Source organism: Nocardioides sp. P4_G10 (assembly GCF_056401175.1).
Genome location: NZ_JBFUJV010000005.1, coordinates 58,224 through 79,878 on the forward strand (window position 1 = coordinate 58,224; position 21,655 = coordinate 79,878).

The window sequence follows — 21,655 nt, forward strand, 5'->3', positions numbered from 1 at the left end:
CGGTGACCGCCCACCTCACCGCCTACGAGCGGCACGCCCCAGACCCGCGGCTCGTGGCGGAGTCGCTGGCCGACAGCGTGCAGGCGGTGTTCTGGCTCGACGACGTCGGCGCGGCGGCGGCGTACGACCCGCTGACCGCTCCGACCCGCGCCGACCTCACCGTCGTCGGCGGCGGCTATCTCGGACTCTGGGCGGCCGTCCACGCCAAGCGCCGCGACCCCGGCCGCCGGGTCGTGCTGCTGGAGGCGCAGACCGTCGGGTGGGCGGCGTCGGGGCGCAACGGAGGCTTCTGCGAGGCGTCGCTGACGCACGGTGAGGACAACGGCCGCTCGCGCTGGCCCGAGGAGTACGACGTCCTCGAACGGCTGGGCGCGGCCAACCTCGACGCCTTCGAGGCCGACGTGCGCGACCTCGGCCTGGCCTGCGAGTGGGAGCGGACCGGCGCCCTGTCGGTCGCGGTGGAGGACCACCAGGTCGAGTGGCTGCGCGACTCGCCACGCTTCCTCGACGGCGGACAGGTGCGAAAGGCGATCGACAGCCCGCTCTTCCTGGCCGGCGGACTCGCTCCCGACACCACCGCCCTGGTCCACCCGGCCCGGCTCGCGCTCGGCCTGGCGCGGGCAGCCGCAGACCTCGGCGTGGAGGTGCACGAGCACTCGGCCGTGACCGCGATCCGGCGCGAGGGCGACGTCGTCGAGGTCGCCACGGACCGCGCAACCGTCACGTCCGACCACGTCGTGCTCGCGACCGGCGTCTTCCCCGCCCTGCTGCGCCGCAACCGGCTGATGACCGTGCCGGTCTACGACTACGTGCTCGTCACCGAGCCGCTCACCACCGACCAGCGCGCCTCGATCGGCTGGGCCGGGCGGCAGGGGCTCGGCGACCTCGCCAACCAGTTCCACTACGCCCGGATCACCGCCGACGACCGCGTGCTGTGGGGCGGGTACGACGCGGTCTACCCCGCGGGCGGGCGGCTGCACCCGCGCCACGAGGACCGGCCCGAGAGCCACGAGCGCCTCGCCGCCCACTTCCTCGCGACCTTCCCCCAGCTCGAGGGTGTCCGCTTCACGCACCGCTGGGCGGGCGCCATCGACACGTCCACGCAGTTCGCCGCGTTCTACGGCACCACCCACGGTGGCCGGGTCGCCCATGCCGCCGGCTTCACCGGCCTCGGCGTCGGCGCCACCCGCTGGGCGGCCGAGGTGCTGCTCGACCTCCTCAGCGGTCGGCCGACCGAGCGCACCGAGCTGCGGATGGTGCGCGAACGTCCGCTGCCCTTCCCGCCGGAGCCGCTCGCCTCGGCCGGCATCAACCTCACCCGCTGGTCGCTCGACCGCGCCGACCACCGCGAGGGGCGCCGCAACGGCTTCCTGCGGGTGCTCGACCGGGCCGGGCTGGGTTTCGACTCCTGAGCTGGTCTATGCCTCCGGCGATGGTCGGTTGTCGGGGACCGATGCCGCGAGGAGAGTGAGGAGGTTATCCAACTGCGAAGGAGTTGAGCATGCCCCCGATGTCCGCTCGACCGAGGAGGTCCTCGGTGTTCCTCGCGGTGTTCGCCCTGTTGCTTGCCGCCATGCCCGCACTGCTGGCCAGCAACGCCCACGCCGCGTCCACTACCAAGGCCAAGACCTGGAACGTCATGGTCGGCGCAGAGTCGAGCTCAGGGGCCATCCAGACGATGGCGTACGGGCCGACGAAGATCTGGATCAACGCCGGCGACACGGTGCACTGGGTCTCCAAGTCGATGGAGCCGCACACGGTGTCGTTCGTCGACGACGCGCACCCCGCGGTCGCGTTCAGTCCCACGACCACGTACATGACGGCGCCGACGTCGCAGGRCACGATCTCCAAGCCCGGGAAGTTCCGCAGCTCCGGGATCATGGCCCCAGCACCCGACGCCCTCTTCCCGGACGCGGTCAAGACGTACGACCTGAAGTTCAAGAAGCCGGGCAAGTACCACTACCTGTGCTACGTCCACGGCAAGGCCATGAAGGCGGTCGTCGTCGTGCGCAAGGCGGGCACTCCCTACCCGCACACGCAGGCCGACTACAACGCGATGACCACGAAGGCGTCGAACGCGGACATCGAGCACGGGCTCGACCTGTGGGACGCAGCAATGGGCGCCGCTGACTCCCACCACGTGTTCGCGGGCGCCGCCGACATGCGCGTGCAGGTCAACCGGTTCATCGCTGCCAACGTCGTGGTGAAGGTCGGCGAAAGCGTGACCTTCGACATGGCGAGGAACGCGTTCCCGGTCCCGCACACGATCACGTTCGGTCCGCCCCCGGCCAACCCGTTCGCGCCGACCGGCGACCCGACGAACTTCCAGGGTGCCGCCCTCAGCTCCGGGGTGATCCTCCCTCCGGGCTTCGGACCGCCGCCGAGCACGTTCACGGTGAAGTTCACCAAGGCGGGCACCTACTCGTACGTCTGCCTCATCCATGCCGGGATGGGCATGGTCGGCCAGGTCGTGGTGCAGTAGCCGCCCAGGACTGACGAGAGTCCGGTTCCGACCAGCGGCCGGAACCGGACTCCGTACGTCGTCTGGTTCACATGCACGGGACCGACGTTGCCGTCGTCGTCGAGCCATACTGCCCTCATGCCGAAGTTCGCGTCGGTCGACGACTACCTCGCCTCGCTGCCCGCTGAGCAGAGGGAGGTGGTGGAGGAGATCGAACGGCGCGTGCTGCTGGTGGTGCCCGGAGCCGATCGCGTGATCCGCTACGACATGCCGACCTGGCAGGTTGAAGGCGTTTCCCTCGTTCACGTGGCGGCGTGGAAGCAGCACGTCTCGCTCTATCCCGTGCCACCGGCAGGCGACTCTGGTCTGGACGCCGACCTCGTGCCTTATGCCGGAGCGAAAGGCACGCTCAAGCTGCCGTACCCCGAGGTCGACTACGCCTTGATCGAGCGGGTCGTGCGCCGTCTCCTCGAGACTCGCTCGTCGAACTAGCGTCGAAGCTCCCCAGAGACGCACCCGGCACCGACCGCGCAGCGCCAAGGTCACCCTGTCCGGGTGAAGCAGTGCCCCGGCCAGGACGGCCACGGTGAGGGGACTCGACACCTCCCGCCCAGAGCGGAGGCGTGGGCACAGGAGGGGATGACATGCGCAAGACAGCTTCGTTGGTCGCCATCGTGGTGGGGATCGTGATGGCCGTTGCCGGAATCGCTACCTGGGTGGTCGTCAGCAACACCCTGTCGGAGCAGAAGATCGTGGTGGCGGACGACGCCAACTGCCTCGCGGGCGACGAGGTCAACGGACCGTTCTCCGCCTTCTGCCAGGCCGACGTCATCGACAAGCACACCAAGGCCATCACCGGCGGCCTCACCTACTCCGAGCTCGACAGGGAAGACCCCAACCGGGCGACCGCGATGGACTCCGCGTTCCTGCAAGCCTCGCTGTTCACCTCGGTGGTCGCGTTCGGCGTCGCGTTCATGGCCTTCGGGGTCGGCATCGTGTTCACCCTGATCGGCCTCGGCATGCGCGCGCCCGTCCCGAACCGCGACCCGGCCGGCTACACCGCTGCGGGCTGACCCGCCGCTCGTCTCGACCCATCGCCCCCACCCGGGGGCTACGACCTGGAAGGTGCACATGACGACGTCGACCTACTCCACCCGCAACGCCTGGGCCTCCGGGCTGATGCTCTTCGCGGCCGCCATGCTGCTGACCGTCGGGCTGTTCCAGATCCTGCAGGCCATCGCCGCCCTGGCCAACGACGACATCGTGGTCAGGGGGCCTGAGTACACGTACCACTTCGACCTCACGACCTGGGGATGGGTGCACCTGCTCATCGGGGTCGTCCTGATGGCGGTAGGTGCGTTCCTGTTCACCGGGGCCGCATGGGCCCGATGGGCAGGGATCGTGGTCGCCGTCCTGGCGATGGCGGCCAACTTCATGTGGCTGCCCTACTACCCGTTCTGGGCGATCACCCTCATCGGCCTGAACGTCGCGGTCATCTGGGCCCTCGCCGTGGTCGAGATCGAGCCCGACTTCGTCCGGCCGGCGCCGTAGCCGCGGCTCGCCCACCGGCCCGACCTCACGAGTCAGCCGCGGAGCGCGCGGATGGCCGGGGCCACGTGCTCACCGAGGTCGGCGAGGAACTGCTCCTGATCGTGTCCGGGGCCGTGGAGGACGAGGTGGTCGAAGCCCGCGTCGACATAGGGCCGGACCGCCTCGACCACCTCGGACGGCGTCGTGGCGATGATCCAGCGCGAGGCCACCTGCTCGATCGGCAGGCGGTCGGCGGCCGCCGCCATCTCGACCGGGTCGTGGAGCCGGTGCTTGTCCTCCGCGCTGAGCGAGAGCGGCGCCCAGAAGCGGGTGTTCTCGAGCGCCTCCTCGCGGTGAGCGGCGTACGACAGCTTGATCTCGATCATCCGGGTGAAGTCGCGCGCTGACTGGTCCGACGCGGCGAGACCCTCGTCGACGGCGGGCAACAACTTGTCGGTGTAGAGGTCCATGCCCTTGCCGCTGGTGCAGATGAAGCCGTCGCCCACGCGTCCGGCGTACTTCGCCATCTGCGGCCCGCCGGCCGCCACCCAGATCGGGACGCCGCCGTCGGGCCGGTCGTAGATCGTGGCGTCGACGGTGCGGTAGTAGTCGCCGTCGAAGGTGACCCGTTCGCCGGCCCAGAGCTCGCGCATGAGGCGTACGGCCTCCCGCAGGCGGGCCCAGCGCTCCTTGAAGTCGGGCCAGTCCGGGAGGCCGACGGAGATCTCGTTGAGCGCCTCGCCCGTGCCGACGCCGAGCACCACGCGGTCCGGGTTGAGCAGGGCGATGGTGGCGAGCTGCTGGGCGAGCACGGCCGGGTTGTAGCGGAACGTCGGCGTCAGGACGCTCGTCCCGAGCACGACGCGGTCGGTGCGCTCACCGAGGGCCGCCAGCGCCGCGAGGGCGCTGGGCGCGTGGCCGCCCTCGTGGCGCCACGGCTGGAGGTGGTCGCTGACCCAGACACTGTCCAGGCCGGCGTCCTCGGCGCGCACCCCGAGCTCGACGAGCTCGCGCGGGCCGAACTGCTCGGCCGAGGCCTTGTAACCGACGGCGAGGGAGGAGGTCACCGCGCCATGGTGGCACGGCGACCCGCAACGACCTCGTTGGGCCTCAGGCGGCCGGCGGCCGCTCGACCAGGCCGGCCTTGAGGTCGGTCAGGATCCGCGTGAGGACCCGCGACACCTGCGCCTGGGTCAGGCCGACGGACTCGGCGATCTCCTGCTGCGTCTGCTCCTGGTAGTAGCGCAGCCGGACGATGCGCCGGTCGCGCCCGGTGAGGCCGCGCATCAGCGGGTCGAGCATGACCTTGGCCTCCGCCTGGGCGAGCGCGCGGTCCTCGTGGCCCAGCAGGTCGCCGAGCGACGACGAGCCGTCCGCGACCCGGGCATCCAGCGAGGTGGGCGTGAAGCACCCGTCCGCGGCGAGCGCCTCCACGATGTCGGACGTGTCCTCACCGAGGTGGATGGCGATCTCGCTGGGTCGGGGCGATCGGCCCAACCGCGACTCGAGCTCCTCCTGGGCCGAGGCGATGCGGGTCTGGAGGTCCTGCACCCGCCGGGGCGGACGCACCATCCATCCCGAGTCACGGAAGTGTCGGCGCAGCTCACCGCGGACGGTGGGCACGGCGAACGACAGGAAGTCGTGACCGGCGTTGGGGTCGAAGCGCTGCGCGGCCTTGGTCAGCCCGAGCAGCGCCACCTGCTCGAGGTCGTCGAGGTCGATGCCGCGGTTGCGGTAGCGGGAGGCCATGCTGCGGGCCACGGCCGCGTTGGTCTCGATCAGCTGACGGGTCAGCTCATCGGTGTCGGCCTCACGGCTGACCTCACGGAGGTCGCGGACGATGGCATCGGTGCGCCGGGCTCGTGCCTTGCCCTCGAGGGGCTGGGCCGAGCGGGACTGGATGGGGCGGGACTGGACGGGGTTGGGTCCAGAGGGGCGTACAGGGGCGACAGTCATGGAAACCACGGCTCGCTTCCTGGTGGTGATGGTGCCTGCCGTGGTCTCCAGCAAGACGATCAGGATCCACCTTCGCATGGTCTGGACCAGCCGGACAGCCGCAAAGCGAAGCCACCCCTCAGGACGGGGGACGGAGCAACGTCTGTCCTGGGTTCTCGTCGAAGACCTGGCGGTAGTCCGAGGCGAACCTGCCCGGGTTGAAGAAGCCGAACCGGGCGGCGGCGTCGCCGACCGACTGCGCTGAGCCGTCGCGCAGCGACTGGCGCGCGAGGTCGAGACGCACCCGCCGCAGGTAGTCCTGCGGCGTGCAGCCCAGCTCCTTGCGGAAGGCGTACTGCAGGGCCCGCGGCGTCACCGCGACCGCCCCCGCCAGCTGCTCCAGCGTGAGCTCCTCGTGCGCGCGGTCCTCGATGACGCTGAGGGCACGGCGTACGGCGGACGGGCTGTCGCCGTAGAGCTCGCCGCGCGCCCCCGCGCGGGTGACGCCGTCGACGACGTCGTTGGGGAACGTGTCGAGGAGGGTGTGGCCGAGGAGCAAGGACGCGTCGGCGTGCCCGAGCGCCGCCGTCACCTCGGGGAAGTGGGCAGCGAGCTCGTCCACGGTGGCGCGCCACCGCGCGCCGGCTGCGCGGGAGTGCGGCACGTAGGACCGGAAGCTCACCTGGGGGCCGGACCGCTCGGGGTCGATCTCGGCGACAGCCGTCGCGAGGAGGTCGGCTGTGATGCTCGTGGTACGGATGTCGTAGCCCTCACCGCTGCCGCAGAAGGCCATGTCCCAGCCCGCCGCCAGGATCGTCTCGCCGTCGCGGGCTACGTCGGTCACGCCGTCGCGGGTGTAGGAGACGCTCCCGCCGAGCACGTCGACCACGACGAGCGCCGGCATGGGGTCGGCGTCGAAGGTGACCGGACCGCCGATGGTCAGGTGGTCGAAGGCGACGGTGCCGTGGTCGGCACGCTGGTGGCGGACCGTGCCGAGCTCTCCCGCCAGCCGGAGCCGGGCGCCGAAGGCCTTGTCGAGCCAGTCGCGGGCGACGTCGCCGACCCCCTCGAACTCGAACACCTCGGGGATGCCACGCCTCGAACGCGTGTGCGGCATGCAGCACCTCCTGGTGGAGCGTGCGGACGACCCGACGGCTTGAGTCGGGTCGAGCGTAACCCAGGATCCGGCCTCCCGCCCATCGGGAGGGCTGGAGCACAGCCTGTAGGGTGGACCCGCACAAACCGTCGATCTCCGCCCTGTGTCCGCGGACCTACGTCATGCAAGAGGTGACGATGTCAGGGACACCCCTATCTCCGGGCGAGCCGGCCCCCCACGCCGACGCGCTGCGCGACGAGGTCGCGCACCTGCACGAAGCCGTCAAGTCGCAGCGCGACATCGGCATGGCCATCGGGCTGCTGTCGGCGCGCTTCGACCTCAGCACGGAGCAGGCCTGGCGCACGATGCTGCGCATCTCGCAGGACAGCAACACCAAGGTCCGCACCGTCGCGCGGGTGCTCGTGACGACCCACGACGGCACCGCCGGACCCGAGGACCGCGAGGCCCTGGAGAGGTTCGTCGATCACCTTCCGGCGTCGGGCTGGCCCGGAGGGCCGACGGCTCAGGGATAATCCACTCCATGAACATCGACGACGCCGCGCTGGCCGACAGCCTGCGCCGGCTGTCCCAGCCCCGTGAGGACGACGGCAGCATCACCTCGGCGCTCCAGGTCGTCGTCGCCGCCTGCGTCGACCTGTTCGGCGTGGACGGCGCCGGCGTGCTCATCGCCGACGAGCAGGACATCCTCGTCTACGCCGCGGCGAGCGACGGCCCGGGCCGTCTCCTGGAGCAGACCGAGGCCGAGGCGGGCGAGGGCCCGTGCACCGAGGCGTTCGTCCAGGGGCGGGTGGTCACCAGCCGCGACGTGACAGCGGAGTCCGATCGCTGGCCCACGCTTGCGAGCGCGATGGCCGACCAGCCGGTGCGCGCCGTGCTCGGCACGCCGGTGCTGCTGGGGGGCGTGCCGGTCGGCACGCTCGACGTCTACAAGAGTCACCCCCATGACTGGGACGACAGCGAGGCAGCGGCGCTCGGCAGGTATGCCGAGATCATCGCCACGACCCTGGGCGCCGCGCTCCAGGCCCACACGGCCGGCGAGCTGGCCCGCCAGCTGCAGTACGCCCTCGACTACCGCGTGCTCATCGAGCGAGCCGTCGGCTACCTGATGGCCAAGGACTCGCTGGACGCGGTCGGCGCGTTCAACGCGCTGCGCACCGCGGCGCGCAGCCGTCGTACCAAGATCGGGGTCGTGTCGGAGCACGTCCTCGAGACCGGCGCGCTCCCGGCCTGACGAGGCTCCTCCCAAGGGAGGTGGTCCGCCCTCCGGGGCACGCCCGTGCGCATGAGCCCCAACCCTGCGGGTACTTCTGCGCGTGACCACCTCCGACATGACCACGGGGGCGCGCACGGCGTCGTCCGTGCCGCGTCCGCGTGCCGGGCGCCTCGTCATCGCCTCGGTGCCTGCCAACCACGTGTACGTCCGTCACCTCGCGCCCGAGGACGGCTCGGGTCCGGTGCGCCTGCCCGACCCCACGCCTCCTGGCGCGGCCACCACGCAGCAGTGGTGGCCCCCGGTGATGCTCGACGCCGCCTGGGTCGAGGACCACGACTTCGACGTCTTCCACCTCCACTTCGGCTTCGACGCCCGCAGCCCCGCGGACCTCGAGGAGCTGGTCGCCGCGCTCCGCCGGCGTGGCAAGCCGCTGGTCTTCACCGTCCACGACCTGCGCAACCCCCACCACCTCGACCGCGAGGCGCACGACCGCCACCTCGACGTGCTGGTGCCGGCCGCCGACGCGCTGATCACGCTCACGCAGGGCGCCGCCGACGAGATCCGCGCCCGGTGGGGCCGTGAGGCGGTCGTGGTGCCGCACCCCCACGTCGTACCCCTCGACGTGATGCGCCGCGCCGCCGCCAGGCGCGGGGTGCGAGGACGTGGGCCGCGCGACCGCGAGCTCCGCATCGGCCTGCACGTGAAGAGCCTGCGCGCCGGCATGCACCCCCATCCGCTGCTCCCCGTGCTCGTCGACGCGGTCCGCGACCTGCCGGGCGCGGTGCTGCAGGTCAACGGGCACCGTGACGTGCTGCTCCCCGACGGCCCGAGGTACGACGCCGAGCTGGCCGAGGCGCTCCAGCACCACGCCGCCCGCGGCGAGGTTGACCTGCGCATCCACGACTTCCTCGACGACGACGCGCTGTGGGCCTACCTGGTCGACCTCGACGTGTCGGTGCTGCCCTACCGCTTCGGCACCCACAGCGGCTGGCTCGAGGCCTGCCGCGACCTCGGGGCCGCCGTCATCGCCCCCTCGTGCGGCTACTACGCCGACCAGGGACCGGTGCTGACCTACGAGCACGACGAGGACCACTTCGACGCGGCCAGCCTCGTGGCGGCCGTGCGTGAGGTCCACGCCAGCCACGCACCCGCCCCGATCGACGTGGACGCACGACGGCTGCAGCGGGCACAGGTCGCCGCCACCCACGCCCGGGTGTACGACGCGGTCGTGGGTGGTCGACGGTGAGGATCTGCCTCATCGCCTCCAGCCGCTTCCCCATCCGCGAACCCTTCGCCGGTGGCCTCGAGTCGATGACCTGGACGACCGCGCGCGGCCTGGCCGAGCGGGGCCACGACGTCACGCTCTTCGCCGGTCCCGGGTCGGACACGTCGCTCCCGGTGCGCCTGTTGCCCCTGTCGACGGTGCAGGTCAGCTCCGTCGCGATGGCCGACAGGTTCGCGCCCGGACCGGGGTGGCTGGCCGAGCACCACGCCTACCTCGCCCTGATGCTCTCCCTCGCGCGCACCGGCGCCGAGGAGTACGACATCGTGCACAACAACAGCCTCCACCACCTGCCGATCGCGATGGCTCCGGCGGTCGACGTCCCGATGGTCACCACGCTCCACACGCCGCCGCTGCCGATGATCGAGTCGGCGCTGGCGCTGTGCTCGCGCCCGCCGCGCTTCGTGGCGGTGAGCGAGTGGACGGCCAGGTCGTGGCGCCACGCGGTCGACAGCGACGTCGTGCTCAACGGGCTCGACCTGCGCGACTGGCCGGCCGGACCCGGCGGCGGCCCGGCCGTGTGGTCGGGCCGGATCGTGCCGGAGAAGGCGCCCCACCTCGCGATCGAGGCCTGCCGGATCGCGGGCGTGCCGCTCGTGCTGGCCGGGCCCGTGCAGGACCAGGCCTACTTCGAGCGTGAGGTGGCGCCGCTGCTGGGCGACGACGCCCACTATGCCGGGCACCTCGCGCAGCGCGACCTGTCGGCCCTGCTGCGGCAGGCGTCGGTGGCGGTGGTGACGCCCATGTGGGACGAGCCCTACGGCCTCGTCGCCGCCGAGGCCATGGCCAGCGGCACCCCCGTCGCGACCTTCGCCCGCGGTGGCCTCAGCCAGGTCGTGTCGCCGCAGGGCGGCGTGCTCGCCGCGCCCGGTGACACAGCGGCCCTCGCCGAGGGCGTCGTGGCCGCGGCACGGCTCGACCGGGACGGCGTGCGCGCCTACGCGGAGTCGACGTGCAGCGCCGACGCGATGGTCGAGAGCTACCTCGACATCTACGCCGAGCTCACCCGCCAGGACGACGCGGCGTGACCCGCGACGGCGCCACAGGGGTCGTCGGCTACTACGTGCACCACGTCGGCAGCGGGCACCGCCACCGTGCCCAGGTGCTCGCCACCCGGCTGCGGCGCGACGGCGTCGCCGTGACCGGGCTGTCGTCCCTGCCGCGGCCTGACGGCTGGGACGGCGACTGGGTGCGGCTGCCCCGCGACGACGACGGCGACCCCCGCGACGTCTCCGCGCACGGCCACCTGCACTGGGCTCCCCTCCTGCACGACGGCACCCGCTCCCGGGCCGCCACCCTCAGCGCGTGGCTGGAGACCGCCCGCCCCGACCTGCTCGTCGTCGACGTCTCCGTCGAGGTGCTGCTCCTCGCCCGCCTCCACGGAATCCCCGCCGTCGGCGTGGTCCTCCCCGGACGGCGCGACGACCGCGCCCACCTCCTGGGCCTCGGAGTCGCCGAGGCGCTGGTCGGCTTCTGGCCGCGCGCGGCGCGCGACATGACGCCCGGGCTGCCCGACGACCTACGCGAGCGGCTCGTGCCGGTGGGGGCGCTGTCCCGCCATCCGGTGCGCACGGAGCCGGAGCATGCGGCCGGGGCGGCCGGTCGTACGGTCGCCCTGCTGCTGGGTTCGGGTGGTCACGACGTCACCGCCGACGACGTACGCCTCGCGCAGGCGGCCACGCCCGACTGGCGCTGGCACGTGCTCGGCGCCGACCGCAGCACCTGGGTCGCCGACCCGTCGGCGGTGCTCGCCGGCGCGGACGTGGTGGTCACCCACGCCGGGCAGAACGCGCTCGCCGAGACGGCCGCGGCCCGTCGGCCGGCGGTCGTCCTGCCGCAGCACCGGCCCCACGACGAGCAGCAGACCACCGGCACCGTGCTGGCCGACGGCTGGCCGGCCGTCGTCCGGCCCGCCTGGCCCGCCGCCGGCGAGTGGGCCGGCGTGCTCGACCGGGCGGCCGCTCTCGACCCCCGCCGCTGGGCGGAGTGGTGCGACGGCCGGGCCGCCGACCGGTTCGCCGAGGTGGTCCTGGAGACCCGCGCGCGCCTCGTGGACCGGACCGCCCGATGACCCGCGTCGCCGTCGTCACGATCGCCCACGGCCGGCACGAGCACCTCGCCGCACAGCACCGCTCGCTCGCCTGCGGCACCGTCCGGCCCGACCACTACCTGGCGGTCGCGATGGACGACCCTGCCATCGTCGAGGAGCGGGTCGACGGACTCACCCGCGAGGTCGTCGCCGTCGGTCGCGGACCCGCGGGCGGCCTGCCGCTGGCCGCCGCCCGCAACCTCGGCGTCCGCACCGCGATCGACGCCGGAGTCGACGCGGTCGTGCTCCTCGACGTCGACTGCCTGGCCGGCGCCGGCCTCGTGGCGTCGTACGCCGACGTGGTCACGGCGCGACCGGAGCGCATCTGGTCGGGCCCGGTGACCTACCTGCCGCCCCGCCCGCCGGGCGGCTACCCCGACGACCCGGCCGACCTCGCGGACTGGGACGACCCGCACCCGGCGCGACCGAACCCTGCGCGCGGCGAGCTGCTGGAGTCCGACGACCCCGACCTCTTCTGGTCCCTGTCCTTCGCCGTCGACCCAGGCACGTGGGAGCGCCTCGGCGGCTTCTGCGAGGACTACACCGGCTACGGCGGCGAGGACACCGACCTGGGTCGTACGGCGATCGCCCGCGGCATCGGCCTCGGCTGGGTCGGCGGCGCCCGCGCCTACCACCAGCACCACCCGGTCAACAGCCCTCCGGTCGAGCACCTCGACGACATCCTGCGCAACGGCCGGCTCTTCCACGAGCGGTGGGGCGAGTGGCCGATGACGGGGTGGCTGGAGGAGTTCGAGCGTCGGGGACTGGTGCGCCGCGAGGATGGGCACTGGACCCGGGAGACACCGCCGAGCAGCACGAAGGAGACGACACCATGAGCACGACGACCCGATCCGTGTCCGCCACGCCCGAGCAGGTGTGGGAGGTGCTGGCCGACGGCTGGCTCTACCCCCTCTTCGTCGTCGGTGCGTCCCGGATGCGCGACGTCGACGAGTCATGGCCCGCGGTCGGCGCGAAGCTGCACCACAGCGTCGGCACCTGGCCGCTGCTGATCGACGACACCACGGAGGTCGTCGAGGTCGAGGAGGGCAAGCGGGTCCTGCTGCTCGCCCGCGGCTGGCCCGCCGGTCAGGCCCACGTCGACATCTCGCTGCAACCCGACGGCGACACCACGGTCGTGACGATCGTCGAGGACGCGACGGCCGGTCCCGGGCTCCTGGTGCCGAAGCCGCTGCGCGACGTGCAGCTGCACTGGCGCAACATCGAGACCCTGCGACGTCTGGCCTTCGTGGTGGAGGGCCGGACGCGGTGAGCGCCGGCTCGCCGGGCACGTACGACGCCGTCGTGGTCGGCTCCGGCCCCAACGGGCTGGTCGCCGCCAACCTGCTGGTCGACGCCGGCTGGCGGGTGCTGGTGCTCGAGGCGCAGGCCACGCCGGGCGGCGCGGTCCGCAGTGACCGCGAGGTGCACCCCGACTTCGTCCACGACACGTTCAGCGCGTTCTACCCGCTGGCCGTGGCCTCGCGCGCGATGACCGGCCTGCGGCTGGAGGAGCACGGCCTGACGTGGGAGCACGCCCCGGCCGTGCTCGGCCACCCCTTCGGCGACGGGCAGTGGGCGGTCCTGCACCGCGACCGCCACGACACGGCCGCCGGTCTCGACAAGCTCCACGCGGGCGACGGCGACACCTGGCTCGAGCTGTGCCGCACCTGGGACCGCATCGGCCCGGCGCTCGTCGACGGGCTCACCTCGCCCTTCCCGCCGGTGCGCGCGGGAGCCCGGCTGGTGCCGGCGCTGGCCCGGACCGGCGGCCTCGACACCGTCCGGCGACTGGCGACCCCGGTCGCCTCCCTCGGCCGCGAGCTCTTCTCCGGACCCGCCGCCCAGCTGCTGCTCAACGGCAACGCCGGCCACGCCGACTTCCCGCTCTCCTCGCCCGGCTCGGGGGTCTTCGGCGTGCTGATGACGATGCTCGGCCAGGCGGTCGGCTTCCCCGTGCCCCGGGGCGGCGCCCAGCAGCTCACCGACGCCCTCGTCGCCCGCTGCACCTCCCTCGGCGCGGAGCTGGTGACCGACGCCGAGGTGACGGCCGTCGACGTCCGCGACGGCCGCGTGGCCGGCGTACGCACCCGTGACGGGCAGTCGTACGCCACCCGCGCCGTGCTCGCCGACGTGTCGGCCACCCACCTCTTCGGCCGGCTGGTCGCCGAGGAGCACCTGCCCGCGCGCGTCGTGCGCGGCATGCGCGACTTCGAGCTCGACCCCGGCACCGTCAAGGTGGACTGGGCGCTCTCCGGCCCCGTCCCGTGGACCAACCGGCCCGATCGCGCGCCGGGCACGGTGCACATCGCGGACTCCGTCGAGGAGATGACCCAGACCCTGGCGCAGGTGTCGTCGGGCGTGGTGCCGGACCGGCCGTTCCTGCTGACCGGCCAGATGACGTCGAGCGACCCCACCCGGTCGCCCGCCGGCACCGAGTCGTTCTGGGCCTACACGCACGTCCCGCAGCCCCCGGAGACCCGCCGCGACGCCGCGGACGAGGTCACCGGCGCGTGGGGCCACGACGACACGCAACGCTTCGCCGACCGCATGCAGGCGCGCATCGAGGCGCGCGCGCCCGGGTTCGGCGACCTGGTCCTCGAGCGCCGCGTGCTCGGGCCCCACGAGCTCGAGGCCCGCAACGCCAACCTGGTCGGCGGCGCCGTCAACGGCGGCACGTCTCAGCTGCACCAGGAGCTGGTCTTCCGGCCCGTCCCGGCGATGCGCGGCCGCGCGTCGACCGGCCTGCCGGGGCTCTACCTCGCCTCCGCCTCCGCGCACCCCGGCGGCGGCGTCCACGGCGCGGCAGGCGCCAACGCTGCCCGCGCCGCCCTCTGGCACCGAAGGATCCGCAGATGACCGAGCACCTCGCCTTCGGCACCCTCACGATCGCGTACGACGACCGCGTGCTGCGGCCACGGGAGTGGACGGCCGCCCAGTCGGGCTGGGCCGCCGACCTGATGACCACCGCCCCCCTCGGGACGGTGCTCGAGCTGTGCGCCGGTGCCGGGCACATCGGCCTGCTCGCGGTCGCGGCCTCCGGCCGCCGGCTGCTCTGCGTCGACGCCAACCCCGTGGCGTGCGACTACGCCCGCGCCAACGCGACCGCCGCCGGGATGGCCGAGCTGGTCGAGGTGCGCGAGGGGCGGCTGGAGGAGGCGCTTGCGCCCGAGGAGACGTTCCCGGTGATCATCGCCGACCCGCCCTGGGTGCCGCGCGAGCAGACGTCGCGCTACCCCGAGGACCCGCTCACCGCCATCGACGGCGGCGACGACGGCCTCGACGTCGCCCGCGCCTGCCTCGCGGTCATCGACGACCACCTCTCCCCCGGCGGCTCGGCCGTCCTCCAGGTCGGCACCCGCGCCCAGACCGACGCCCTGCGCCGCGAACCCTGCTTCGCCGAGGGCCGGCTCGCGATGGTCGAGGTGCGCCAACAGGTGCGCGGGGTGCTCGCCCGCATCGACCGGGCCTGAGGTCGTACGACACGCCCGCGGGCGGTGTCCCAGCCACATCTCCCGCCGCAGGAATGTGGCTCACGCACCGCCCCGAGCGCGCCKTCGTACGACACGCCCGCGGGCGGTGTCCCAGCCACATCTCCCGCCGTAGGAATGTGGCTCACGCACCGCTCAACGGCGGAAGCTCAGCTGCGCGGGATGACCTTGTGGGTCCCGTCGCACCAGGGCAGGCGGCTCGACTTCTCGCAGCGGCAGAGGGCGACCACGGGGCGGTCGACGGCGTGGACGGTGCCCTCGAGGTCCTGCACGGACTCGGCGCCGCGGAGCAGCATCGGGCCGTGCGGCACGAGCACGACGTCGGGGTGGTCGAAGTCGCGGTCGCTCACCGCTGGTCCTCCCACGCCCCGAGCATCGCGGTCGCGAAGCGTGCCTCGACGTCGAGGCAGGTGAAGGCGCCGAAGAGGATCTCGGCCGCCTGGTCGGGCTCGTCGTCCGCGAGGGTGCCGCAGATCTCGCGCGCGGCGAGGTGCTCGTGGATCGCGTCGGCCTCGACGTGCTCGTCGTAGTAGTCCGACATCGGCCCGTCGAGCCCGAGCCGGTCGAGCCCCTGCACCATCTTGCGCGAGGGCAGCGAGCTGGTCATCTCGAAGGCCGCGAGGTGCCCCATGGCCGCGCCGCGCAACCGGCGGTGCAGGCCGAAGAGGGAGCCGGCGTTGTTCATCTCGAGGTTCTCCGGGACGGCGTCGTCGACGTAGGCGCCGTACTCCGCTCGCAGCCCGACGGCCTCGAGGCCGCGCGCGAAGAGGTGGGAGTGGAGCCGGTTGGGGTCGCCGTCGCCGTACTCGTCGAACTGCAGCGCCATCAGCGCGGCCTTGGCCCGCACGGGCAGCCGCGGCACGACGAAGGCCGACGGGTCGGACTCCTTGAGGTGGTAGACCGAGCGCTGCCGCAGCAGCTCGAGCACCTGGTCGCGGTCGGCGCGCCGGCGCACGAAGTCGGCCAGGGACGGCCCGTCGTCCGCGGCGAGGAGGTCCTCGAGGGCGGTGGGTACGTCGGCGGGGGCGGGCGACGCATCGACGGCCTCCGTCCACCGCGCGCGCAGCCGGCCCTCGAGGGCGGTCTCGAGGTCACGGCGTACGCCGAGCAGGTCGGGGTCCCACTCGGCACGGTCGTCGGCGTCCTCGAAGCCGCGGAACGACAGCTCGTGCAGCGTCCAGAGCGAGATCGACTCGTCGTCCCACGAGTCCGCCCCGGGTGCCGACCCGCTGAGCTCCGGGTCGGCGAGCCGGGCGACGAGCCACTCGCTCAGCCCGCCGCGCGGCTTGGGCAGCCTCACGGCTGGAACACCACCTTCACCATGCCGTCCTCCTTGTCGCGGAACTTGCGGTAGGCCTCGGGGGCGTCGTCGAGCGGCAGGTGGTGCGTGGCGAACGACTCGACGCCCAGCACGTCCTCCTCCTGCTCGAGCAGCGAGAGGATGTCGTCGCTCCAGCGGCGGACGTTGGCCTGGCCCATCCGCACCTGCACCTGCTTGTCGAACAGCTGGAACATGGGCAGCGGGTCGGTGGGGGCGCCGTACACGCCGGAGATGCTGATGGTGCCGCCGCGGCGGACGCTGTCGATGCAGCTCATGAGGGCGGCGAGACGGTCGACGCCGAAGTTGAGCATCACCTTCTCCTGCACCTTCTTGGGGAGCAGGCCGAGCGCCTTCTGCGCGGTCTCGGCGACCGGCGAGCCGTGCGCCTCCATCCCGACGGCGTCGATCACGCCGTCGGCGCCGCGGCCGTCGGTGAGCTGGCGGACGGCGTCGCCCACCCCGTCGACCTCGGTGAAGTCGATCGTCTCGGCACCGCGGCCGTGCACGCGGGCGAGCCGCTCACGCACGGAGTCGACGACGATGACCCGCAGGCCCCGGTGCAGGGCGATCCGCGCGGCCATGTCGCCGATCGGGCCTGAGCCGACGACCAGGAGCGTGCCGCCGTCCTCGACGTCGGCGTACTCGACGGCCTGCCACGCGGTGGGCAGCACATCCGAGAGGAACAGGAAGCGGTCGTCCACCGGTCCGTGCGGCACCTTGATCGGCAGCGTGTCGCCGAACTGCACCCGCAGCAGCTCGGCCTGCCCACCGGGCACCTGCCCGTAGAGCTTGCTGTAGCCGAGCAGGCTCGCGCCGGTGCCGGTGTCGCGGTTCTGGGTGGTCTCGCACTGGCTGTGGAGGCCGCGCGTGCACATCCAGCAGGTGCCGCAGCTGATGTTGAAGGGCACCACCACGCGGTCGCCGGGCGCCAGGGTCGTGACCGCGGACCCGACCTCGCGCACGATGCCCATCGGCTCGTGGCCGACGATGTCGCCCGTCGTCATGAACGGCGCCAGCGGGTCGTAGAGGTGCAGGTCGGACCCGCACAGCCCGGTCGACGTCACCTCGATGACGACGTCGGTGCGTTCCTCGATGACCGGGTCCGGAACCTCCTCGACCTGCATGTCCTGCTTGCCCTGCCACGTGACTGCCTTCATCGAGCGGTGACCTCCTCGGTCGGTCGTACTGCCTCTGATCCGGTGGGAATGCGTGGACAGCCAGTGCCCCCGGACGGCGCCGTCCATGCGTCCCCCGGGCCTGACCGCGGCCCGGCCGCGGACGACCCGCCCGTTGGCAGGTGGTGCCTCCCCTCGCCGTCTGTGAACCTCGGAGCATGGACGACCAGCCCTCCCCCGAGCACCGCCGGCCCGACGGGGTCACCGACGCGACCGTCGAGGCGGTTGGCAAGCTCTCTGCGGCCCTCGACCACGTCGAGGACGCGCGCGGCCACCTCTACGCCTTCCACCGCCTCATGGGCAGCGCCGAGTCGACGTTCGAGGAGGCCGAGGAGCTCGTGCGGGAGGCCGGCCACGACGACATCGCCGACGCGATGGACCGCGACGTGCTCGGCCAGAACCCGCTGCCGGGGATGTGGTCGTTCCAGATGGTCGAGGCCTTCGACGACGGCTTCTACGCGCGCGCGAAGGGCCTGCACCAGCGCGCCCTCGACGAGCTGATGGACGGGCAGCGCCACGTCTTCGAGGCGGAGATGAAGGAGCTGCGACGCACCCGCGGGCGCGAGGGCCACGAGGCGAAGCCGGCGGACGTCGAGGGCGACCCCGAGTACGACGACTGAGGGCGACGAGGAGCTAGCGCGAGCCGCGCAGCTGCGGGAGCACGTCGGACCCGTAGGCCGCGATCAGGTCGGCGTAGTGCGGTCCCATGTTGGCGACGTACACCTCGTCGAAGCCGGCGTCGACGAACGGCGCGTAGGCCTCCACGTGCTCGGCGACGTCGGGCCCGAAGGCGCCCTTCTCGGCGAACGCCTCGCGCGTGACCAGCTCGCTGGCCTGCTCGAAGTGCTGCGGGCTGGGCAGCACCTGGCTGAGCTCGCCCGGGACACCGGAGTTCGGCCACAGCTCGTACGCCGCGTCGATCGCCTCGTCGCGGGTGGGACCCCAGGCGACCTTGAAGCCCGCCTGCGTCGGGGCGTCGGCGCCCTTGGCGGCACGGAACGTCTGCACCGCCTCGGCGTCGGGCTGGGTGGTGATGAAGCCGTCGGCGATGCGGCCCGCCACGTCGAGCGCCTTCGGGCCGAAGGCGCTCATGTAGATCGGCGGCGGCTGGTCGGGCAGCGTGTAGATGCGGGCCGTGTCGACGGTGTAGTGCCGCCCCTCTCGGGACACCACCTCGCCCGTCCAGAGCGCGCGGATCACCTCCACGGCCTCCTCGAGCATCTCGAGCCGCAGCTCGGCGTGGGGCCACACGTCGCCGAGGACGTGCTCGTTGAGCGCCTCACCGGTGCCCACGCCGAGGGTGAAGCGGCCCTCGCCGAGCAGCACGGCGGACGTGGCCGCCGCCTGCGCGACGATCGCCGGGTGGGTGCGCACCGTCGGGCAGGTGACGGCGGTGGTGACCGGGAGGTCGCACACCTGTGCGACCGCCCCGATCATCGACCACACGAACGGCGACTGCCCCTGGGCGTTGTTCCACGGGTGGAAGTGGTCGCTGATCCACAGGCTGTCGAACCCCGCCCGCTCGGCGAGCCGCGCCTGCTCGAGCAGCTCGTCGGGGGCGTACTCCTCGCAGGAGAGGAAGTAGCCGAAGCGGGTCATCAGCGCCCGGCGTAGGCGCTCACGCGGGGACGGGTCTGCTGCTCCGGTTCGTGGGACATCAGCAGCCCGTGCTGGATGGCCCAGAGCACGGCCTGCGAGCGCGAGGTCACCTCGATCTTGGAGTAGGCGCCACGGATGTAGGACTTCACCGAGTTGATGCTCAGGTTGGTCTCCTCGGCGATGTCGCGGTTGGCCTTGCCGGCCGCGATCATCGAGAGCACCTCGGTCTCGCGCTGGGTCAGCGGCCACTTCTCGGCCGCCGCCTTCTCCGCCTCGGCCTGGCCGGTCCACGCGTCGACGACGACGCGGCCGTCGGCGACCTGGAGCAGGTTCCACACGAGTCGCCGGGCCGGCAGCCACTTGCTGACGAAGCCGGCAGCTCCGCGCGACATCTCGGTGGAGACCGCCTCGGGGCTGCAGTCCCAGCCGAAGGCGACCATGCGGGTCGGGAAGCGCTGCGGAGCGGGGCGTACGCCGGCGGTGCGGCGGTGGGGTTCGTAGAGGGTGAGGTCGCACAGGGGAGCCGGACCGTCGGCCCGGTGTGCCACCACGGTGACCAGCGCGGAGTGGGGCTCGAGCATGGCGCGGAGGCCGTGGACGACGAGCTCGCTCTCCTCCATGATCGCCACCTTGACGTGGCGGGTGACGGGGACAGTAGGTCGTTGCATGGGCCTTCAGTACCCCGATGGGCGGGGCGCATGCGCCCCGGAAGGTGAAGCCCTGGGCCATTCCTAGGCCAGCAGCACCCGGGCCACGCAGGCCGCGTCGGACTCGGAGACGCCAGCACGCTCGGCGGCCTCGATCAGCATCACTGCCGCCATGTCGGTGGTGACCGCCATTCGCGCCGCGACGAGGCCCACGGCCACGTCGATGAGGCGCTGCTCGCGGAGCTTCGCGGGTGCGTGCTGCGCGCGGCGGAGGGTCTCGAACCCGAGGTCCGCGTTGGTGACCGCGCCCGCCTGCCAAGCGCCCAGCGCCTCGACGAGGCCCTCGATCCGGTCGCTGAACGCGTGGGCCGTGGAGGCGTAGAGGTCGATGTTGAGCACCGCGCGTCCCTGCTCGACGACCGGCAGGCACACGGTGCTGGCGATGGAGCCGAACGCCCGCTCGCGGGCCATGTCGGCCCAGTCCAGCTCGTCGAGGGGGTGGGCCTCGCCCGGTGGCGGGCCGGGGCCGGCCTCGCGGGTCTCGTACGCGGCGACCTCGTCCTGCGCAGGCACGCTGGTCGCGTCCCGGTCGACCAGGGTGAAGGTCAGGTCCTCGTCGAGCAGGGTGACACTGAGCGCGACGCAGTCCGGCACCGAGCGCACGGCCCAGCCCTCGATCACCCGCAGCAGGCCTTCCATGTCATCGATGGACGCCGTCACGTACTCGTCCAACGCCTCCCGACTCTGCGGCAGCAGCTCCATGACGATCCCCTCGACACATCGGTGTTGCCTGAGCCCTTGATGCTCCTCCGACGGCAAACACCACACCACACCCGCGCGGGCGGTGACGCATGGTGCCCCGTCCCCCGGGGTACGACGCGGCCGTGAGCGCGGAGAACCGGCACCTTCCCATCGTGGTCCTCGACCTGGACGGCACGCTCGTCGACTCGGTCTACCAGCACGTCGTCGCCTGGCACGCGGCGTTCCACGACGTCGGCCTGCACGTGAGCGCAGCACGCATCCACGAGACGATCGGGATGGGTGGCGACCGGGTGGTCGCCCAGGTCGCCGGGGACCCTGCCGAGGCAGCCGTGGGCGAGGACGTCCGCAGGTTGCACGACGACTACTTCCGCTCGTACCTCCGCACGGTGTGCGCCCTCGACGGTGCCGCCGACCTGGTGGAGGCACTCGCCGGCCACGGGCACCGGCTCGTGCTGGCCAGCTCGTCGGAGGCCGACCTCGTCGACGACCTGCTCGAGCTCGTCGGCGTACGCCACCACCTGACGGCGGTCGTGACCGGATCGGACGACGCCGCGACCAAGCCCGCGCCCGACATGGTCGAGCTCGCGATCGAACGGGCCGGTGGCGGCCAGGCGATCGTCATCGGCGACGCCGTCTGGGACGTGCTGTCCGCCGAGGCCGCCGGGGTGCCGTGCCTCGGGCTGCGCAGCGGTGGCGTCAGTGCCGAGCGGCTCAGCTCCTCAGGCGCGTCGCAGGTCTACGACGGCCCACGCGACCTGCTCGACCACCTGGAGGGCGGAGCTCTCACGCTGCCGGGTGGCTCGACGACCTGAGCAGCCGCGTGACACGTGGTGGGCACGTACGAAACCCGCCGGAGTCACCTCGCACGGCGTACGGGAGGTCAAGACCGGCGGGTCTCGCGTTGGTCGCCGGGGTCGTGGCGGGACAACCCCGGCGCGACTGAGGTGTACCCCTCAGGGGTGGAGTGCATACGCCCCCCGACTGAGAGCCGGTCGACGGGGTACGGGAACCACGACCTGAGACGTCCCCGCACCCC

The 21,655-nt window shown here is 72.7% G+C and carries 25 protein-coding genes; 16 read left to right on the forward strand and 9 right to left on the reverse strand.

Annotation, left to right across the window (positions count from 1 at the left end; translation table 11 throughout):
* Window positions 1-2 precede the first annotated feature (2 nt).
* The 5 genes from AC1DP1_RS08530 (at window position 3) to AC1DP1_RS08550 (ending at window position 4,012) form a co-directional block, all read left to right on the forward strand.
* The gene (locus tag AC1DP1_RS08530) at window positions 3-1,412 is read left to right on the forward strand and encodes an NAD(P)/FAD-dependent oxidoreductase (RefSeq protein ID WP_477506499.1); all 1,410 of its coding nucleotides are present in this window, start codon (window positions 3-5) and stop codon (window positions 1,410-1,412) included.
* A gap of 98 nt (window positions 1,413-1,510) precedes the next feature.
* On the forward strand, window positions 1,511-2,482 hold the full coding sequence (locus AC1DP1_RS08535; RefSeq protein WP_477506500.1) for a cupredoxin domain-containing protein: 972 nt from the start codon (window positions 1,511-1,513) through the stop codon (window positions 2,480-2,482).
* A 117-nt stretch (window positions 2,483-2,599) separates the two neighbouring features.
* On the forward strand, window positions 2,600-2,953 hold the full coding sequence (locus tag AC1DP1_RS08540; RefSeq protein WP_477506501.1) for an iron chaperone: 354 nt from the start codon (window positions 2,600-2,602) through the stop codon (window positions 2,951-2,953).
* Between the two features lie 152 nt (window positions 2,954-3,105).
* Window positions 3,106-3,534: an aromatic ring-opening dioxygenase LigA gene (locus AC1DP1_RS08545; protein WP_477506502.1), complete on the forward strand. Its 429-nt coding sequence runs from the start codon at window positions 3,106-3,108 to the stop codon at window positions 3,532-3,534.
* Between the two features lie 58 nt (window positions 3,535-3,592).
* On the forward strand, window positions 3,593-4,012 hold the full coding sequence (locus AC1DP1_RS08550) for a DUF7144 family membrane protein (RefSeq protein WP_457188400.1): 420 nt from the start codon (window positions 3,593-3,595) through the stop codon (window positions 4,010-4,012).
* A gap of 32 nt (window positions 4,013-4,044) precedes the next feature.
* Here AC1DP1_RS08550 and fgd read toward each other — a convergent pair whose 3' ends face one another.
* The 3 genes from fgd to AC1DP1_RS08565 form a co-directional block, all read right to left on the reverse strand.
* Window positions 4,045-5,058, reverse strand: a complete 1,014-nt coding sequence (fgd, locus tag AC1DP1_RS08555; RefSeq protein WP_477506503.1) for a glucose-6-phosphate dehydrogenase (coenzyme-F420) — start codon at window positions 5,056-5,058, stop codon at window positions 4,045-4,047.
* A 43-nt stretch (window positions 5,059-5,101) separates the two neighbouring features.
* Window positions 5,102-5,947 (reverse strand): sigma-70 family RNA polymerase sigma factor, encoded by an 846-nt coding sequence (locus AC1DP1_RS08560; RefSeq protein WP_477506504.1) that lies wholly within the window; start codon window positions 5,945-5,947, stop codon window positions 5,102-5,104.
* Window positions 5,948-6,065: 118 nt separating this feature from the next.
* Complete coding sequence (locus tag AC1DP1_RS08565; RefSeq protein WP_477506505.1) at window positions 6,066-7,043, reverse strand: AraC family transcriptional regulator; 978 nt, start codon at window positions 7,041-7,043, stop codon at window positions 6,066-6,068.
* Between the two features lie 176 nt (window positions 7,044-7,219).
* Between AC1DP1_RS08565 and AC1DP1_RS08570 the strand changes: the two genes are divergently transcribed.
* The 9 genes from AC1DP1_RS08570 to AC1DP1_RS08610 all read left to right on the forward strand — a co-directional run bounded on the left by AC1DP1_RS08570 (window position 7,220) and on the right by AC1DP1_RS08610 (window position 15,097).
* Window positions 7,220-7,555, forward strand: coding sequence for an ANTAR domain-containing protein (locus AC1DP1_RS08570; protein WP_477506506.1), 336 nt, complete (start codon window positions 7,220-7,222; stop codon window positions 7,553-7,555).
* An 8-nt stretch (window positions 7,556-7,563) separates the two neighbouring features.
* A complete protein-coding gene (locus AC1DP1_RS08575) occupies window positions 7,564-8,274 on the forward strand; it encodes a GAF and ANTAR domain-containing protein (RefSeq protein WP_457188390.1) in 711 nt (236 codons plus the stop codon).
* A gap of 82 nt (window positions 8,275-8,356) precedes the next feature.
* Complete coding sequence (locus tag AC1DP1_RS08580) at window positions 8,357-9,502, forward strand: glycosyltransferase (protein WP_477506507.1); 1,146 nt, start codon at window positions 8,357-8,359, stop codon at window positions 9,500-9,502.
* Window positions 9,499-10,566, forward strand: coding sequence for a glycosyltransferase family 4 protein (locus tag AC1DP1_RS08585; protein WP_477506508.1), 1,068 nt, complete (start codon window positions 9,499-9,501; stop codon window positions 10,564-10,566). The genes AC1DP1_RS08580 and AC1DP1_RS08585 overlap by 4 nt, the downstream gene beginning before the upstream one ends.
* Window positions 10,563-11,609 (forward strand): glycosyltransferase, encoded by a 1,047-nt coding sequence (locus AC1DP1_RS08590; protein WP_477506509.1) that lies wholly within the window; start codon window positions 10,563-10,565, stop codon window positions 11,607-11,609. Before AC1DP1_RS08585 ends, AC1DP1_RS08590 begins: the two co-directional genes overlap by 4 nt.
* Window positions 11,606-12,463, forward strand: coding sequence for a glycosyltransferase family 2 protein (locus AC1DP1_RS08595; protein WP_477506510.1), 858 nt, complete (start codon window positions 11,606-11,608; stop codon window positions 12,461-12,463). Before AC1DP1_RS08590 ends, AC1DP1_RS08595 begins: the two co-directional genes overlap by 4 nt.
* Window positions 12,460-12,897 (forward strand): SRPBCC family protein, encoded by a 438-nt coding sequence (locus tag AC1DP1_RS08600; RefSeq protein ID WP_477506511.1) that lies wholly within the window; start codon window positions 12,460-12,462, stop codon window positions 12,895-12,897. Before AC1DP1_RS08595 ends, AC1DP1_RS08600 begins: the two co-directional genes overlap by 4 nt.
* Window positions 12,894-14,483, forward strand: coding sequence for a phytoene desaturase family protein (locus tag AC1DP1_RS08605; protein WP_477506512.1), 1,590 nt, complete (start codon window positions 12,894-12,896; stop codon window positions 14,481-14,483). Before AC1DP1_RS08600 ends, AC1DP1_RS08605 begins: the two co-directional genes overlap by 4 nt.
* Entirely contained in the window at window positions 14,480-15,097 is a 618-nt protein-coding gene (locus AC1DP1_RS08610) for a methyltransferase (RefSeq protein WP_477506513.1), read from the forward strand. Before AC1DP1_RS08605 ends, AC1DP1_RS08610 begins: the two co-directional genes overlap by 4 nt.
* A gap of 167 nt (window positions 15,098-15,264) precedes the next feature.
* Here the strand turns inward: AC1DP1_RS08610 and AC1DP1_RS08615 are convergent, their stop codons facing one another.
* From AC1DP1_RS08615 to AC1DP1_RS08625, 3 genes are read right to left on the reverse strand one after another with little or no spacing between them, the layout of a single operon-like run.
* The gene (locus AC1DP1_RS08615) at window positions 15,265-15,465 is read right to left on the reverse strand and encodes a CDGSH iron-sulfur domain-containing protein (RefSeq protein ID WP_457188374.1); all 201 of its coding nucleotides are present in this window, start codon (window positions 15,463-15,465) and stop codon (window positions 15,265-15,267) included.
* Window positions 15,462-16,415 (reverse strand): iron-containing redox enzyme family protein, encoded by a 954-nt coding sequence (locus AC1DP1_RS08620; RefSeq protein WP_477506514.1) that lies wholly within the window; start codon window positions 16,413-16,415, stop codon window positions 15,462-15,464. Before AC1DP1_RS08620 ends, AC1DP1_RS08615 begins: the two co-directional genes overlap by 4 nt.
* Entirely contained in the window at window positions 16,412-17,593 is a 1,182-nt protein-coding gene (locus tag AC1DP1_RS08625; protein ID WP_477506515.1) for a zinc-dependent alcohol dehydrogenase, read from the reverse strand. The genes AC1DP1_RS08620 and AC1DP1_RS08625 overlap by 4 nt, the downstream gene beginning before the upstream one ends.
* Before the next feature lie 176 nt (window positions 17,594-17,769).
* Here AC1DP1_RS08625 and AC1DP1_RS08630 point away from each other — a divergent pair, with 176 nt between their 5' ends.
* On the forward strand, window positions 17,770-18,231 hold the full coding sequence (locus AC1DP1_RS08630) for a hypothetical protein (protein WP_477506516.1): 462 nt from the start codon (window positions 17,770-17,772) through the stop codon (window positions 18,229-18,231).
* 13 nt (window positions 18,232-18,244) lie between these two features.
* On the opposite strand, the gene AC1DP1_RS08635 is transcribed toward AC1DP1_RS08630, so the two are convergent.
* The 3 genes from AC1DP1_RS08635 to AC1DP1_RS08645 all read right to left on the reverse strand — a co-directional run bounded on the left by AC1DP1_RS08635 (window position 18,245) and on the right by AC1DP1_RS08645 (window position 20,619).
* Window positions 18,245-19,210, reverse strand: coding sequence for a TIGR03557 family F420-dependent LLM class oxidoreductase (locus AC1DP1_RS08635; protein ID WP_477506517.1), 966 nt, complete (start codon window positions 19,208-19,210; stop codon window positions 18,245-18,247).
* The gene (locus tag AC1DP1_RS08640; protein ID WP_477506518.1) at window positions 19,210-19,878 is read right to left on the reverse strand and encodes a helix-turn-helix transcriptional regulator; all 669 of its coding nucleotides are present in this window, start codon (window positions 19,876-19,878) and stop codon (window positions 19,210-19,212) included. The genes AC1DP1_RS08635 and AC1DP1_RS08640 overlap by 1 nt, the downstream gene beginning before the upstream one ends.
* Before the next feature lie 63 nt (window positions 19,879-19,941).
* Window positions 19,942-20,619 (reverse strand): hypothetical protein, encoded by a 678-nt coding sequence (locus AC1DP1_RS08645; protein ID WP_477506519.1) that lies wholly within the window; start codon window positions 20,617-20,619, stop codon window positions 19,942-19,944.
* A gap of 122 nt (window positions 20,620-20,741) precedes the next feature.
* On the opposite strand from AC1DP1_RS08645, the gene AC1DP1_RS08650 reads away from it, so the two are divergent.
* Entirely contained in the window at window positions 20,742-21,431 is a 690-nt protein-coding gene (locus tag AC1DP1_RS08650; protein WP_477506520.1) for an HAD family hydrolase, read from the forward strand.
* Window positions 21,432-21,655: the final 224 nt, after the last annotated feature.